The sequence below is a fragment of the Ensifer sp. GW823-FHT05D09 genome (genome assembly GCF_058795755.1).
Genome location: NZ_JBXAIA010000001.1, coordinates 953,060 through 965,177, shown reverse-complemented (window position 1 = coordinate 965,177; position 12,118 = coordinate 953,060). Strand labels below are relative to the sequence as shown.

General features: G+C 62.2%; 16 protein-coding genes and 2 tRNA genes. 12 read left to right on the top strand and 6 right to left on the bottom strand.

Translation table 11 applies throughout. The annotated features are described in order from the left end of the window. Nucleotides 1-14: 14 nt before the first annotated feature. The 3 genes from cysD (at nucleotide 15) to AC1Q80_RS04700 (ending at nucleotide 2,814) form a co-directional block, all read left to right on the top strand. Nucleotides 15-968 (top strand): sulfate adenylyltransferase subunit CysD, encoded by a 954-nt coding sequence (gene cysD / locus AC1Q80_RS04710; RefSeq protein WP_209787159.1) that lies wholly within the window; start codon nucleotides 15-17, stop codon nucleotides 966-968. Continuing rightward, on the top strand, nucleotides 968-2,473 hold the full coding sequence (cysN, locus tag AC1Q80_RS04705; protein WP_173419269.1) for a sulfate adenylyltransferase subunit CysN: 1,506 nt from the start codon (nucleotides 968-970) through the stop codon (nucleotides 2,471-2,473). The genes cysD and cysN overlap by 1 nt, the downstream gene beginning before the upstream one ends. Nucleotides 2,474-2,619: 146 nt before the next feature. Beyond that, nucleotides 2,620-2,814 carry a hypothetical protein gene (locus tag AC1Q80_RS04700; RefSeq protein WP_234941600.1) on the top strand — a complete coding sequence of 65 codons (195 nt, stop codon included), beginning with the start codon at nucleotides 2,620-2,622 and terminating at the stop codon, nucleotides 2,812-2,814. 81 nt (nucleotides 2,815-2,895) lie between these two features. On the opposite strand, the gene AC1Q80_RS04695 is transcribed toward AC1Q80_RS04700, so the two are convergent. Beyond that, a complete protein-coding gene (locus AC1Q80_RS04695) occupies nucleotides 2,896-3,039 on the bottom strand; it encodes a hypothetical protein (protein ID WP_173419267.1) in 144 nt (47 codons plus the stop codon). Between the two features lie 828 nt (nucleotides 3,040-3,867). Here AC1Q80_RS04695 and AC1Q80_RS04690 point away from each other — a divergent pair. Further along, a complete protein-coding gene (locus tag AC1Q80_RS04690) occupies nucleotides 3,868-4,047 on the top strand; it encodes a hypothetical protein (protein ID WP_173419266.1) in 180 nt (59 codons plus the stop codon). 59 nt (nucleotides 4,048-4,106) lie between these two features. On the opposite strand, the gene AC1Q80_RS04685 is transcribed toward AC1Q80_RS04690, so the two are convergent. Together AC1Q80_RS04685 and AC1Q80_RS04680 are read right to left on the bottom strand one after the other, a co-directional pair. After that, entirely contained in the window at nucleotides 4,107-4,613 is a 507-nt protein-coding gene (locus AC1Q80_RS04685) for a hypothetical protein (RefSeq protein WP_492359742.1), read from the bottom strand. Nucleotides 4,614-4,704: 91 nt separating this feature from the next. Then, nucleotides 4,705-4,781, bottom strand: a tRNA-Pro gene (locus tag AC1Q80_RS04680). A gap of 274 nt (nucleotides 4,782-5,055) precedes the next feature. Between AC1Q80_RS04680 and AC1Q80_RS04675 the strand changes: the two genes are divergently transcribed. Together AC1Q80_RS04675 and AC1Q80_RS04670 are read left to right on the top strand one after the other, a co-directional pair. Continuing rightward, nucleotides 5,056-5,529, top strand: coding sequence for a hypothetical protein (locus AC1Q80_RS04675; RefSeq protein ID WP_173419264.1), 474 nt, complete (start codon nucleotides 5,056-5,058; stop codon nucleotides 5,527-5,529). Nucleotides 5,530-5,926: 397 nt separating this feature from the next. Beyond that, the gene (locus tag AC1Q80_RS04670) at nucleotides 5,927-6,364 is read left to right on the top strand and encodes a hypothetical protein (protein WP_173419263.1); all 438 of its coding nucleotides are present in this window, start codon (nucleotides 5,927-5,929) and stop codon (nucleotides 6,362-6,364) included. A gap of 264 nt (nucleotides 6,365-6,628) precedes the next feature. Here the strand turns inward: AC1Q80_RS04670 and AC1Q80_RS04665 are convergent. Next, nucleotides 6,629-6,703: transfer RNA gene (locus AC1Q80_RS04665), tRNA-Gln, on the bottom strand. Between the two features lie 214 nt (nucleotides 6,704-6,917). Between AC1Q80_RS04665 and AC1Q80_RS04660 the strand changes: the two genes are divergently transcribed. Genes AC1Q80_RS04660 through AC1Q80_RS04645 form a run of 4 tightly spaced genes read left to right on the top strand, consistent with a single transcriptional unit; the run spans nucleotide 6,918 to nucleotide 9,251 of the window. After that, entirely contained in the window at nucleotides 6,918-7,214 is a 297-nt protein-coding gene (locus tag AC1Q80_RS04660; RefSeq protein ID WP_457582550.1) for a cupin domain-containing protein, read from the top strand. A gap of 17 nt (nucleotides 7,215-7,231) precedes the next feature. Further along, the gene (locus AC1Q80_RS04655) at nucleotides 7,232-8,155 is read left to right on the top strand and encodes an MBL fold metallo-hydrolase (RefSeq protein WP_492359741.1); all 924 of its coding nucleotides are present in this window, start codon (nucleotides 7,232-7,234) and stop codon (nucleotides 8,153-8,155) included. A gap of 2 nt (nucleotides 8,156-8,157) precedes the next feature. Further along, nucleotides 8,158-8,610: a thiol-disulfide oxidoreductase DCC family protein gene (locus AC1Q80_RS04650; protein WP_209787168.1), complete on the top strand. Its 453-nt coding sequence runs from the start codon at nucleotides 8,158-8,160 to the stop codon at nucleotides 8,608-8,610. After that, complete coding sequence (locus AC1Q80_RS04645; protein WP_492359740.1) at nucleotides 8,607-9,251, top strand: DUF4166 domain-containing protein; 645 nt, start codon at nucleotides 8,607-8,609, stop codon at nucleotides 9,249-9,251. The genes AC1Q80_RS04650 and AC1Q80_RS04645 overlap by 4 nt, the downstream gene beginning before the upstream one ends. 25 nt (nucleotides 9,252-9,276) lie before the next feature. Here AC1Q80_RS04645 and AC1Q80_RS04640 read toward each other — a convergent pair whose 3' ends face one another. Then, nucleotides 9,277-10,185 (bottom strand): DUF1499 domain-containing protein, encoded by a 909-nt coding sequence (locus AC1Q80_RS04640; protein WP_492359739.1) that lies wholly within the window; start codon nucleotides 10,183-10,185, stop codon nucleotides 9,277-9,279. A gap of 260 nt (nucleotides 10,186-10,445) precedes the next feature. Between AC1Q80_RS04640 and AC1Q80_RS04635 the strand changes: the two genes are divergently transcribed. Both AC1Q80_RS04635 and AC1Q80_RS04630 read left to right on the top strand, forming a co-directional pair. Continuing rightward, a complete protein-coding gene (locus AC1Q80_RS04635) occupies nucleotides 10,446-10,835 on the top strand; it encodes a hypothetical protein (RefSeq protein ID WP_173419257.1) in 390 nt (129 codons plus the stop codon). 358 nt (nucleotides 10,836-11,193) lie between these two features. Continuing rightward, on the top strand, nucleotides 11,194-11,475 hold the full coding sequence (locus tag AC1Q80_RS04630; RefSeq protein ID WP_173419256.1) for a hypothetical protein: 282 nt from the start codon (nucleotides 11,194-11,196) through the stop codon (nucleotides 11,473-11,475). 75 nt (nucleotides 11,476-11,550) lie between these two features. On the opposite strand, the gene prfH is transcribed toward AC1Q80_RS04630, so the two are convergent. After that, on the bottom strand, nucleotides 11,551-12,090 hold the full coding sequence (gene prfH, locus AC1Q80_RS04625; protein ID WP_492359866.1) for a peptide chain release factor H: 540 nt from the start codon (nucleotides 12,088-12,090) through the stop codon (nucleotides 11,551-11,553). Nucleotides 12,091-12,118 lie beyond the last annotated feature (28 nt).

Genomic DNA, 12,118 nt, shown 5'->3' with positions numbered 1-12,118 from the left:
TCCCGGAGACTGAAATGCCCCTTACCCATCCGGAAACGGAACTGCATAACCCGCAGAGCACCAAGCCGCCGCTTGATCCGCATCTGAAGGCGCTGGAAAACGAAGCGATCCACATCTTCCGTGAAGTGGCCGCCGAGTTCGATCGCCCTGTCATGCTCTACTCGATCGGCAAGGATTCCTCGGTGCTGCTGCATCTGGCGCGCAAGGCCTTCTATCCCGGCCGTGTTCCCTTCCCGCTGCTGCACGTCAACACCGGCTGGAAGTTTGCCGAGATGATCGCGTTTCGCAACGAGATCGTGAAGCGCTACGACCTCGACCTGATCGAGCACGTCAATCCGCGCGGTGCTGCGGAAAACGTCACGCCGTTCAGCCACGGTTCGGCGCTCTATACCGACATCATGAAGACCGAGGCCCTGCGCCAGGCGCTCGACGCCGGCCAGTACGATGCGGCATTCGGCGGCGCCCGGCGCGACGAAGAAGCCTCACGCGCCAAGGAACGCATCTACTCGTTCCGCACCCCCGACCACCGCTGGGATCCGCGCAACCAGCGCCCCGAGCTCTGGAACGTCTACAACGGCATGGTGCGCAAGGGCGAGAGCGTGCGCGCCTTCCCGCTGTCGAACTGGACCGAGGTCGACATCTGGCGCTACATCCAGGCCGAAGACATTCCGATCGTGCCGCTTTATTTCGCCAAGAAACGCCCGGTCGTCGAACGCGACGGCATGATGATCCTTGCCGAAGACTCGCGTCTCGAGCTTTTGCCTGATGAAACCAGGCGCGAAGAAGTGATCCGCTTCCGCACGCTCGGCTGCTTCCCGCTGACCGGCGCCATCCGCTCCGAAGCGACATCACTCGACGACATCATCTCCGAACTTGAAACCGCGACCGTATCCGAACGCCAGGGCCGCGCCATCGACCGTGACCAATCCGGCTCGATGGAAAAGAAAAAACGCGAAGGATATTTCTGATGACCGCACCAGCAACCGCGAATGCCGTTCAGGAAGACGCAGCCGGCCAGGTTCTGGCGTTTCCGGCCTCCGAGACGGCACGCGCCACGCGCGACAGTCGTCCCCTTCGCCTCATCACCTGCGGATCGGTCGACGACGGAAAGTCGACGCTGATCGGCCGGCTGCTCTGGGATACCAAAGCAGTCAAGGAAGACCAGGCGGCAACACTGCGGCGTGATTCCAGCGGCAAGCAGAACGACCTTGGCCTGCCGGACTTCGCGCTGCTGCTCGACGGTCTTCAGGCCGAGCGCGAACAGGGCATCACCATCGATGTCGCCTATCGTTACTTCTCAACCGACCGGCGCTCGTTCATCGTCGCCGACACGCCCGGCCACGAGCAGTACACCCGCAACATGGCAACCGGCGCCTCGACGGCCGACCTCGCAGTGCTGTTGGTCGATGCCCGTGTCGGCCTGCTCGAGCAGACCCGGCGCCACGCGACCATCGCGACGCTGATGGGCATCAAGCAGTTCGTCCTGGCCGTCAACAAGATCGACCTGACGGACTACGACCGTGCCCGGTTCGACCAGATCAGCCACGAGTTTCGTGAGCTGGCGCTGTCGCTTGGCGTGCGTCAGGTCACGGCAATTCCGCTTTCGGCGCTGAAGGGCGAGAACGTCGTTTACGACGGTCGCGCCTCCATGCCCTGGTATGACGGCCCCACGCTGGTGGAAGTGCTTGAACTGGCGACGACACGCTCGTCCCAGACGGTCGGCTTCCGCCTGCCGGTGCAGCGTGTATCCCGTCCAGGCGAGAGTTTCCGCGGCTATCAGGGAACGGTTGCCGGCGGCTCGGTGAAGCCGGGCGACAGCGTCGTCATCCTGCCCTCCGGCATGGTCGCCAACGTCACCAAGATCGTCACCTTCGATCTCGTGCGCAATGCGGCGGTGGCGGGCGACGCCATCACGCTGGTGCTCGACCGCCAGGTCGATGTCTCGCGTGGCGATATGATCGTCGCCATCGACAGCCAGCCGCTGACGGGCCTTGCCTTCGACGCCCAGATCGTTGCGCTGCAGGCGGACGGCATCCAGCCGGGCAAGCGCTACTGGCTGAAAAGCGGCAGCCGCCGCCAACGTGTCCAGGTGCAGCCAGCAAGCCAGCTGGATCTGAAGACCGGCAAGTGGGAACCGGCCGAGCAGCTGCCGATGAACGCCATCGGCAAGGTTCACCTGGCCTTCGACGAACAGGCGATCTTCGACCCTTACGAGCAGAACCGGACGACTGGCGCCTTCATCCTGATCGACCCGGACACCAACAACACGGTGGCCGGCGGCATGATCACGGCCAAACGCTCGGCGCTCGGCGGCATCCACACGGAAGACGCACGCGTGATCCTGTCGCTGCCGGCCGATCTTGCCGACCAGTTGATGGCAACCGAACTGTTTGCGGCTCGGCGTGAGGATGCTGAAGTTCGCCGCGTCAGCGCAGGCAAGGCGAGCGAGATCATCGACACGATCGACGGCTGACCTGCAGTCACCCACGACCAGAAAAGGGCCCACGAGGGCCCTTTTCTTTTCGACCGATCTGCACGACGCCTCGCTGAATGGCGCCAACGCATCTTTCCGAAATTGACTGCTGCACTACTTTCCATGGACAGGGAAGGAGGGCAACCATGATGCTGGACCATGAACGGGAAGACGCGCCGCACCGTGGCTTTCTTGGGCGGGCCGTGACGATCGAGGCCTTCGCGCGGAAGTACCGGCTCGACGCGGAGGAAACACGAAGGCTTCAGGGCCAGTTCGGCTCGACGGCCGGCGAGATCGAGTTGCTGCAGGCCGCTCGGCGCAACGGCATGCCGGAAGAGTAATACCGACCTGCGCTGTAACTCTTTAAGATTGCCGCATGTTTTCGTCCCTCAATCGATTTCGATTTAGGAATGATGCGGCAATCACGACCGCTGCTCGATGCTCGGAAGCACCATCGTCAGCGGTGCGGGATCGGCGTGCTGCCAAAGCTGGTACCCGACCACGCTACCGAGAATGGCGGACCATATGGCGATCTCGCGGAATGTGAATATCGGTTCCTTCAACATCTGAGCCTCACGGAGAGAACGATTGCTGAAGGCAATATCGCCTTTGTTGTTCACTCCGATAAGACGTCTCCGGGTGAACAGGCCGTTTCCAATTGAACAGCAATTGGCGCGATCACAAGGCGCGCATGCGGTTCCGGGCCTCCGCGCCTGAAGCAGGCTTCATCACGGGCTCCTGCCGATCCGCGAGATGGCATCATTCGGATAACCGCCCGCAACGGCCTGCCGCGCCACCCTGTGCCGAAACAGCACACCGCATGCAATTGCTTCACCTTGAGCAGCGGCCATAAAATTTGAGGGTTTAAATATGCCGATGCATTTGTAAGTTGGCGCGTCGATCATGATGACCGATAGGGCTGTTTCACCGTTTCCAAACGTCGTGGGACAGTCCGCCTGACCACAGCTCCTTCCAGACTTTGATCGCACGACAAACAGGGCCCTTGCGAGCCCTCTCCGGTCATTCGCGACAGGATTCCTGATCAGCGGATGCTGAACGCTGGTCGATGCGACTGCCTTCAAAACTCTGCTCCTTGGCGCGATGACGGCTGTCCAGCAGCATCCCGCTTGCAAATGGAATCACTGAAGTCGGATAAGACCTTCTGGAATCAAAGTGTTCGAGTGTCCCTCGTGCATTCCTGTGAACGCATGACGCGCTTGTCGTCAGGCCGGGGTGCTTCGACACGTTTCCAAAAAGATCCGCCGAAGGTCGCAAAATTGTGTCGATAACGACCAGACAGCCGACACAAACGAGACGCAACTGGACATCAGCCGCGACATGCGGATATCAGGCAGGTCTGGCGCGACGACGCGCAGGATCGCAAGGAGACGAAGATGACCGCGGACAAAAAACCGGAAACGGCCGTGACTATCGAAAAGCGCCCGAATGGCAAATGGTGCTTTGTCGTAAAGTATCGCGGCGTCACCCACCCGGCGCAGGGCAACTTTTCCTCGATGCTGCAGGCGCAGGCAATTGGCCAGTCCGTCCTCAGGGCTCTGGAAAAGCAGGGCTGAGCGATCTGGCCAAGATATTGCTGGCAGCAGTCCTGCCGGCACTTGTCAGACTGGCTCGCCTAATCGACGCGGCTGGGCGCGCCGAACCCGGAAGCGGCCCAGAATCGCTGCCACTTTTTTCTGACTGAAAGCATCAGTGTCCGAATGCGCCTGTCGCGCCTTGTCTGAAGCCTGGTCTTCCGCCAGGGCGTATGTCTTCGGTACTCCAAGAAGGTCGCCTTTTCCGGGTGCAGGCATTCTTGCGTGTTTGGCTTGGCGTGCATGAAATGCACGATGGAGGCATTGGAATAGTCGTCCCATCCCTTTCGCGCATTCCATTGGTCGGCAAGCTGCACGAAGTCGCCATCGGCAGCGAAATTCAAGACATCCTGATCCAAGAATTCGAATGAGCGGCTCTGCAAGAGGTCGGTGATCCGGGCGGTATAGCCGCGTTCGTTCCAGGCATCGATATCGACAAGTGCGCGCCCTACTCCACGCCCTGGAGAGAATGTCGAGTGAGAGCGCGGATCAGCGGCCTGCGCAGAATTTTGAGCAGCCTGTCCGCGTGCAAGGCCAGCCTTTTGCAAGGCAGCGGCTTACGTGCCTTGAAAAGGCACGCAATTGCCCCGCATCGAAATGCGATCCGGGCAAAATGGGGAATTAAGGGATTGATTTAGCTGGTCGGAGTGGCAAGATTCGAACTTGCGACCCCCACGTCCCGAACGTGGTGCGCTACCAGACTGCGCTACACTCCGTGACCAGCGGCGCCTCTATAGAACAGGCATTTGGATTGCACAAGCGCCTATTGCGAAAAACATTCACGGTCACGACAATAAAGAGCAGGACCAGTGGAAAACCGAGACGCGAACAGCGATCCGCCTCCTGTTCGACACCGCCGGCAAACCAAATATCGGCCAGAACGGACGATGATCGCTGCCGATCGAGACGCCCCTTGACGGGGACTGTCTGTGTTGCTTGTCTAATAAGCCGGCTTCAGGTGCTTGCCCGCCATCGCCAAGGAGTACGTCAATGCCGCCGATCCGTTCTGTTTCGCTTGCCGCGATCGTCGTTGCCGGCCTGGTGCCCGGCACGGCAGGTGCCGATATTGCGGCCCCTTGGGGCTTCGAAGTGGATCTGTCCTTTTCACAAGCCGCCGCGAGCAAGCTCCAGGCGCTCAAGGAAGGGATCGTGATTGCGGCCTATTATTCAGGCGAGCCGGCGCCGGGCGCCGAAGAGCACGCCGATCAGATCGGCATGATCGATCTCGGTGAAGACAGGACCGAACGTGACGGCGAACCGGCCATGGTGGCTATTCCCGGCAAGGGCGATATCGAAACACGGCTGCACTGGGTCAAGGACGGCGAGCCCCTCGTCAACATCAACGTCTACTCCGCCCGTCGCAGCGGCCCGGACAACCTGCTCGACTGCGATGTCTACGACGGCCCGCTGAAGGCGATCGCCGGGAGCGCTACCAAGATCGGCTGCAAGCTGATCGGTGAATAGGCCGAGCAGCAGAGCCCCCTCGCCGGACGCATCGGAGCAAATCGCGCCCGCGCATCAGCACGAAGACAGCGCGAACGCCGCACCAAAGGCATTGCGCGCCAGCGCTTTCCAGCGCTTTCAAGACGAGTTGTTCGAATCGCTGTGTCGCAACCTTTCCCATGTTTATGGCGGCGGGCGAAGAGGCGTGAATCGGCTCCAACCGTTCACGTTGCCGTGAGGCTGTGGGGCCAGGTAGGGCCTTTCTGCAACGCTTCGCATTTTCCTGAAATAGAATGCAGACAGCGGATTTTCTTTGCAGGCTTTTGGCGCTAGAGGCTCAGCGGAAAGCGCGCAAGCTCAGGGGATTGAGGCCTGCGCGCCATGCCTATTTCCGAACGAGAGCCAAAGGGACGAAAACATGAACTTCCGCATGATGACGGTGGCAGGCCTCGCGCTTGCGCTCGCAGGCTGCACCACGACGACGACGGGGATTTCGAGAAACGCGGTCGAATCCCGCTGGCTCGGTCAGCCGGCCGGCGCCTTCTTTGCCCAGTATGGCCCTCCGCTCTCCGACGTCGAAAGCGGCAGCTCCACCGTCTACAACTGGAAGGGCGGCTACAAGACCCGCAAGGTCCCGGCCCAGTATGAAACCGGCAAGGACGGCAAGCGCGGCAAACGGATTGCCTCAGCCCGCACGGAGTATCTGAGCTGCTCGGTGCAGCTGACAGTCTCTTCCGACTACGTCATCCGCTCGATCCGCCTCCTCGGCGACCACAAGCGCGCCGACGGCCCAAGCTGGTGCGAGGAATTCCTCGGCGGCGCCAAGCAGGAAAAGCCGGCAACGCCGGCGAGCTGATTGCCGAGCGCGTCAGACGACAGACATTCGAAACCCGCCAACATCCATTGGCGGGTTTTCTGTTTCGGCGGCGCAGAGCGGACGGAGCGAGTGACTGTCGCCGCGCGCCAATGAAGGCGAACGATCCGCGCAGCGCGGCCTGACGACGCTGAAACGATCATGCTTGTTTCCGGCATGGGCCAGTGCGCCAACAGCGACCGGCCTCATGCCGGACATGGCAATCGGGACACGAAAGAACGCTGAGCACTGCCTGAAGGAAAAATATGGCTGGGGCGCCAGGATTCGAACCTGGGAATGCCGGTACCAAAAACCGGTGCCTTACCGCTTGGCGACGCCCCAACGGAGTTGACGAAATATAAACTCGCCAAATCGAGCGCCTGATTATCAAAGGTCGTGCCGCGTCACAATGATTAAGTTTGCTGTTTGCGCGGTTTTGTTCGGCTTTGTTCACGCGCATCATTCACGCCTTCGGCGAAAGGCCGGCATCTGGTGCCGAAGCGCCCTTCCCTTCGCCATCGTCCCCTCCTATTCTCCGGCGCGAATGGAGACCTCTATGAGCCAGTTTCGCGCCCGCCCGCCTGCCGTGCCCAGCATTCTTGTCGACGACGCGGTGGTGCGCATTACGAGATGGGACTTCGAGCCCGGCGCCGATACCGGCCACCATGTCCATGGCCTCGGCTATGTCGTCGTGCCGATGACCGATTGCCAGTTCCTGCTGGAAGAAGAAGGCGGTAACCGCCGGGTGGATATCGCCAAGGGTGCTGCCTACCGGCGCGAGGCCGGCATGGCGCACAATGTCGTCAATGCCGGTAGCGAGCCGATGTCCTTCATCGAGATCGAATACAAGTGAAGGCCAGGAAAAGACGCATGCAAGGCCCCGACTTCGATCTCGACTTCAAGCCTGCCCATGGCGAGGCCGTGACCGTTGCCGACGGGGTGCAGCGCATCACCGTCAACAATCCCGGCCCCTTCACCTTCCACGGCACCAACAGCTATATCGTCGGCGGACGCTCGGTGGCGGTGATCGACCCCGGCCCGGACGACGAAGCGCATTTCCAGGCGCTGATGACGGCGCTTGCGGGCCGGGAAGTGACCCACATCGCTGTCAGCCATACCCATCGCGATCACTCGCCGCTGGCACAGCGGCTCAAGGCGGCGACGGGCGCGACGATCGTCGGCGAAGGGCCGCACCGGGCCGCCCGCCCCTTGCATGAAGGCGAGATCAACCCCTTCGCCGAAAGTTCCGACATGGACTTTTCGCCCGACATCGTCCTTGCCGATGGCGGGCGGATCGAAGGCGACGGCTGGGTACTGACAGGGCTCGCCACCCCCGGCCACACCGCCAACCACATGGCCTTTGCGCTCGAGGGCACCGGCACTGTCTTTTCCGCCGATCACGTCATGGCCTGGGCGACGACGATCGTCGCGCCGCCGGATGGCGCCATGGCGGACTACATGGCCTCGCTGGAAAAGCTGCTTGGGCGCGACGACCGGCTCTATCTGCCCGGGCACGGTGGCCCCGTCGTCGAACCGGCCTCGTTCCTCAGGGGGCTGCGCGCCCATCGCCGGATGCGCGAACGTGCGGTGCTTGAGCGCGTGCGTGCCGGCGACAGCAAGATCCCCGACATGGTCAAGGTGATCTACGCCACGACCGACGTCCGACTGCATGGCGCGGCGGCCCTTTCCGTACTGGCGCATCTCGAAGACCTGGTCGAACAGGGGCGTGTCGAGACCGACGGGCCGCCTTCCCTGTTTGGCGACTACCGGCTGGCGCCCGGAGGTGCCGGCTGACCATGCGACAGCAACCCCATGGCTACCGCAACGATGCGTCGGTGCCGGACTTTCCCGACGATCGCCCGGTGATCGTCTTTGACGGCGAATGCATTTTCTGCTCGGGCTGGGTGCGCTTCATGCTACGCCACGACCGGCAGGGGCGCTATCGCTACCTGACGGCGCAGTCGCCGCTCGGCCGGGCGCTCTATCGGCATTACGGCCTTGATGACCGCAACTATGAGAGCAACATCCTGATCGAGAACGGCATCGCGCGCTTCAAGTCCGACGGATCGATCCGCACGCTTGCAGGTCTTGGCCTGCCGTGGTCGCTGGTAAACATCTGCCGTATCCTGCCTGCCGCCCTTCGCGATCCGCTTTACGATCTCGTTGCGAGAAACCGTTACCGGATCGCCGGGCGCCGCCAGACCTGCATGGTACCATCAGCGGAAGAGCGCGGGCGCTTCATCGCATGAAGAGCAAAGCGGCGGAACGTCTGGTTCATCGGCAAAGCCTCTACCGACAGATTCTCGGCAAGGATTGGGATCGCCTGCCCTCAGCGATCCGCGGCTTGCACGAGATGTCGGAGGGAAACGCCACATTCAGGGGACGTGCGGTCGTCGAACGCGGCCGGGGGCCATTTGCCCGTCTCGCAGCCTCTATCGCCGGTTTTCCCGCGGCCGGGGAGGATGTCCCAGTGGAGATCCGCTTCGCATGCGCCGATGGTCGCGAGGTGTGGACCCGGCGCTTCGGCGACAAGGTTCTGCGCAGCTCACAGCGGCCAGCCGAAGGCCGCGAGGAACGATTGCTCGCCGAGCATTTCGGGCCATTTCGCATCCTCTGCGCCCTGGAGCCCGAAGAAAACCGCCTGCACCTGAGGGTTCGAGGCTGGTCCTTCCTCGGCCTCCCGCTTCCCGCACTTCTTGCACCGGGCGGGCGGACCTTCGAGGAGGATCGCGACGGCCTATTTAACTTCCATGTGGAGGTCGAAAGTCCGATGACCGGGTTGATCGTACGTTATCGCGGCTGGCTCAAGCCAGCGGACCAGCCGACAGCGCCGATCACGAGGGAAATGCTTCGCAAATCCGACGATTTCGGCGCCCTCATGCACGGCTGAGGCGTTCGGGCCGGTCCTGTCCTGATCAGTCGCCGGCAATGCCGAGCAGCTCGGCATCGAGAGCGCGCAGGAACTGGTCGGCGAAGGCAGCGCCGATGCCGAGGTCGTGCTGGCCGTAGCGGGACGCGACGCGCAGGTCGACGAAGGTCGTTTCCGCTTCTTCGCGCAGGCGGATCAGCACATCGAAACGAAAACCGGCGATCAGAGTACGCCATTCACCCTGAAGCACGACATCGCTGGAACGCCGTCCCGGAATGGCGCCTTCGAGAGCGACCTCCGGCCGAGATTCCGGCACGGGTACATTCTCCGGTTCGGCAGTGGCGTCCGCCCCGGCATTCGGCCGGACCGCCAGATCCTCGAGATCGGCGCGGGTATTTTCGACGCCGAGTTCCTGCGTAATCCCGACGCGCGTTTTCTCGACGACGTTGCGCACGCCCTGGAAAACACGGTCGAGTGCGCCGTCGTAACGTCGTCCGGTCAGGCCGGGATAGGCGACGATCTGCGCTTCACGATCTTCGAGAGTGACGGTCGGCTTACGCTTCAACCAGCTTTCCTCCGTCTGCGGTACTTTCAGCCAGGGTGGCGGCGTCACCGTATCGGTGCTGACATCATAGATCGCTGGACGGGTCAGGTATTGCGCGACACCGAAGCCGATAAAACCGAGGGGCGGCGCGGCATAGACAAGGGCCGAAGCCGAGGCGAGCCCGCCGATCGCGGCGACCTGCCAAAGCCGCGCGAGCCCGACGACGGCAAGCAGGACGCCAACCAAAGCGAAAGCACCGGAAAGGCCGACCAGGCCGAGGAAGTGCGGTGTCGTCAACGGGCCGAACCGATGCGCAGCCAGGGACAGGGCGAAGATCGCAAAGGCGATGCGGGCAAAGCGGCGCGCCCAATGGGCGGCATGGGAATAGGGGCGCTCGTACCGGACCATCATGTAACGGAATCAATCCCCTGCATCGAAACAGATCCGCATTCTTAGACCATGGCCGGGGCCGTGAAAACAGGCAATAGAATCGAGAAGGAAGCATGGGGTGGGCGCGTCAGGAGCATTGCCGCAAAATCGCCATTCTCGTTAACCACCTATCAGACATTACGAATATGCCCGCACGGCGGCAAAGGCCGCAGGGAACAGTCAACCGGAGGCAATGGCCGACGTCTGGGAAGTGATCCAGCACGGCAGGACGGAGAGACATCATGGTCGCATCGCAAGCAGCCGTGGCAACTGCCACCCACGCAGCACCGCCCTCACCGGCTGACGCCGGCATACCGATGGCGTTGCTGGAGCTTGAGCTTTCCCTCGACGGTTTCTCCGGCAGCAAGGATGATTTCACCGCTTTCATTCGGACGGTCGCCGACAATGTCGGCGGCGAGTTTCTCTTTGCCTTGCCGGCTTCCGGCCTGATCGAGGACTGCCTGAGCATCGCCGTCCTGCGCCTCGGCGAGACTGAGGGCGATACCTCGCCGATCCTGTTCGTCTGCCTTGAGGAAGAAGGCTCGACGATCCGGCTTGAGCACCCCGGCGAAAGCACCCAAGACCTGAAAAGCTTTGCCGAATCCTTTGTCGGCGTGCTCGAGCGAATGTAAACATCGAGGTGTACGGAAACGGATTGACGGCTGGCCGCCGGCAGGCTCATCATGTTTCCATGCGATTGAATCGTGAATGCAAGATCCTTGTGGGGCGCGCACGCCTGAACTCCGGCGTTTGGCCTAGCGTTGCGCCGACGCCTCGGCCGGCGATCGCACGAACCGCCCTGCCGGTCGTCATAGCAATACCCGAAAAAATCAGGGTGGACACGACAGCCCGCCATGCGGCAGAGCTCTGTTCTGCAGGCGGCGGTAAAGAGCTGAGCGACTTGGTGTGTCCGACCTCCTGACAAGGATGCGGTTGGGGCACAAGCAAAGACGGTTTTTCGCCGAGCCGATCTGCATCCGCTCAGGAGGCATGAATATAATGAAGACCAAACTGCTGACCCTTTGCGCCGTCGGGCTTTTGCTTGCGGCCTGCCAGACGATGACCCCGGAAGAGCGGCGTGCCGCCGATGGCAATACCTGCGCCTCCTACGGCTTCCGTCGAGGAACCGACGCATTTGCCACCTGCCTGCAGCGCATCGAGCTTGACCGCCGCGCCGAGTCGCGCGCCTTCCGCTACAACAACGATGCGATGATGTGGGGCTGGAACCGCCCTGTTGTCATCGCGCGCCCGGTTGTCGTGCAGGCGAATTGAACCGCGGCGGCCGCATGTCGATAGCTGCAGACGCGCGACCCGGACGCTCGGCGCCCGGGCCGCACAGTCGCATAGCTAGAGCCGGAACGTCTTCACCGCATTGCCACGCTCCAACTGCTTGCTGGCTACGAACAAGGCTGCTTTTTCCTGCTCTTCGTGATCGGCGGCTATGAGCTCCAGAATGCTCTGAATCCTGCGGATTGCGGTTGCCTTGTTGCGATGCTGCGATCGCTCCTCCCGGCAGACAACGGTGATACCGCTTGGCACATGCGTCGCCCGCACCGCGCTGTCGGTGGTGTTTTGATGCTGGCCACCAGGTCCACCGGCCCGCAATGTCTCGAAGCGCAAGTCCTTGTGCTCGATCGTCGGCACCACGGCCGCATCGGCGCAAGGATCGAGGCGCCGAACGCCGACAAACCAGTTCTGACGTTGGTGGCCCTTGCGCACCGGGCTCTTGAAGACAAACCGGACCGTACCGCAATAGGCCTCGGCCATTTGCTCCGCCATCTTGCCGGACACCGTCACCACGGCCGACTTCGGACCGAACGCATCGGGTTGATCGCCACGGGTCTCCTCGAAGCTGCAGCCGCTCGTCTTTGCTTCCCTGGAAAGGATATCGATGAGCGCGGCGGCGGGCGATGCG

Coding starts and splice junctions, on each gene's coding strand:
- AC1Q80_RS04630 (WP_173419256.1), top strand. CDS start 11,194: ATGAATATAATGAAGACCAAACTGCTGACCCTTTGCGCCGTCGGGCTT.
- AC1Q80_RS04700 (WP_234941600.1), top strand. CDS start 2,620: ATGATGCTGGACCATGAACGGGAAGACGCGCCGCACCGTGGCTTTCTT.
- AC1Q80_RS04655 (WP_492359741.1), top strand. CDS start 7,232: ATGCAAGGCCCCGACTTCGATCTCGACTTCAAGCCTGCCCATGGCGAG.
- AC1Q80_RS04675 (WP_173419264.1), top strand. CDS start 5,056: ATGCCGCCGATCCGTTCTGTTTCGCTTGCCGCGATCGTCGTTGCCGGC.
- AC1Q80_RS04635 (WP_173419257.1), top strand. CDS start 10,446: ATGGTCGCATCGCAAGCAGCCGTGGCAACTGCCACCCACGCAGCACCG.
- AC1Q80_RS04670 (WP_173419263.1), top strand. CDS start 5,927: ATGAACTTCCGCATGATGACGGTGGCAGGCCTCGCGCTTGCGCTCGCA.
- cysN (WP_173419269.1), top strand. CDS start 968: ATGACCGCACCAGCAACCGCGAATGCCGTTCAGGAAGACGCAGCCGGC.
- AC1Q80_RS04645 (WP_492359740.1), top strand. CDS start 8,607: ATGAAGAGCAAAGCGGCGGAACGTCTGGTTCATCGGCAAAGCCTCTAC.
- cysD (WP_209787159.1), top strand. CDS start 15: ATGCCCCTTACCCATCCGGAAACGGAACTGCATAACCCGCAGAGCACC.
- AC1Q80_RS04695 (WP_173419267.1), bottom strand. CDS start 3,039: ATGTTGAAGGAACCGATATTCACATTCCGCGAGATCGCCATATGGTCC.
- AC1Q80_RS04640 (WP_492359739.1), bottom strand. CDS start 10,185: ATGATGGTCCGGTACGAGCGCCCCTATTCCCATGCCGCCCATTGGGCG.
- AC1Q80_RS04650 (WP_209787168.1), top strand. CDS start 8,158: ATGCGACAGCAACCCCATGGCTACCGCAACGATGCGTCGGTGCCGGAC.
- AC1Q80_RS04660 (WP_457582550.1), top strand. CDS start 6,918: ATGAGCCAGTTTCGCGCCCGCCCGCCTGCCGTGCCCAGCATTCTTGTC.
- AC1Q80_RS04690 (WP_173419266.1), top strand. CDS start 3,868: ATGACCGCGGACAAAAAACCGGAAACGGCCGTGACTATCGAAAAGCGC.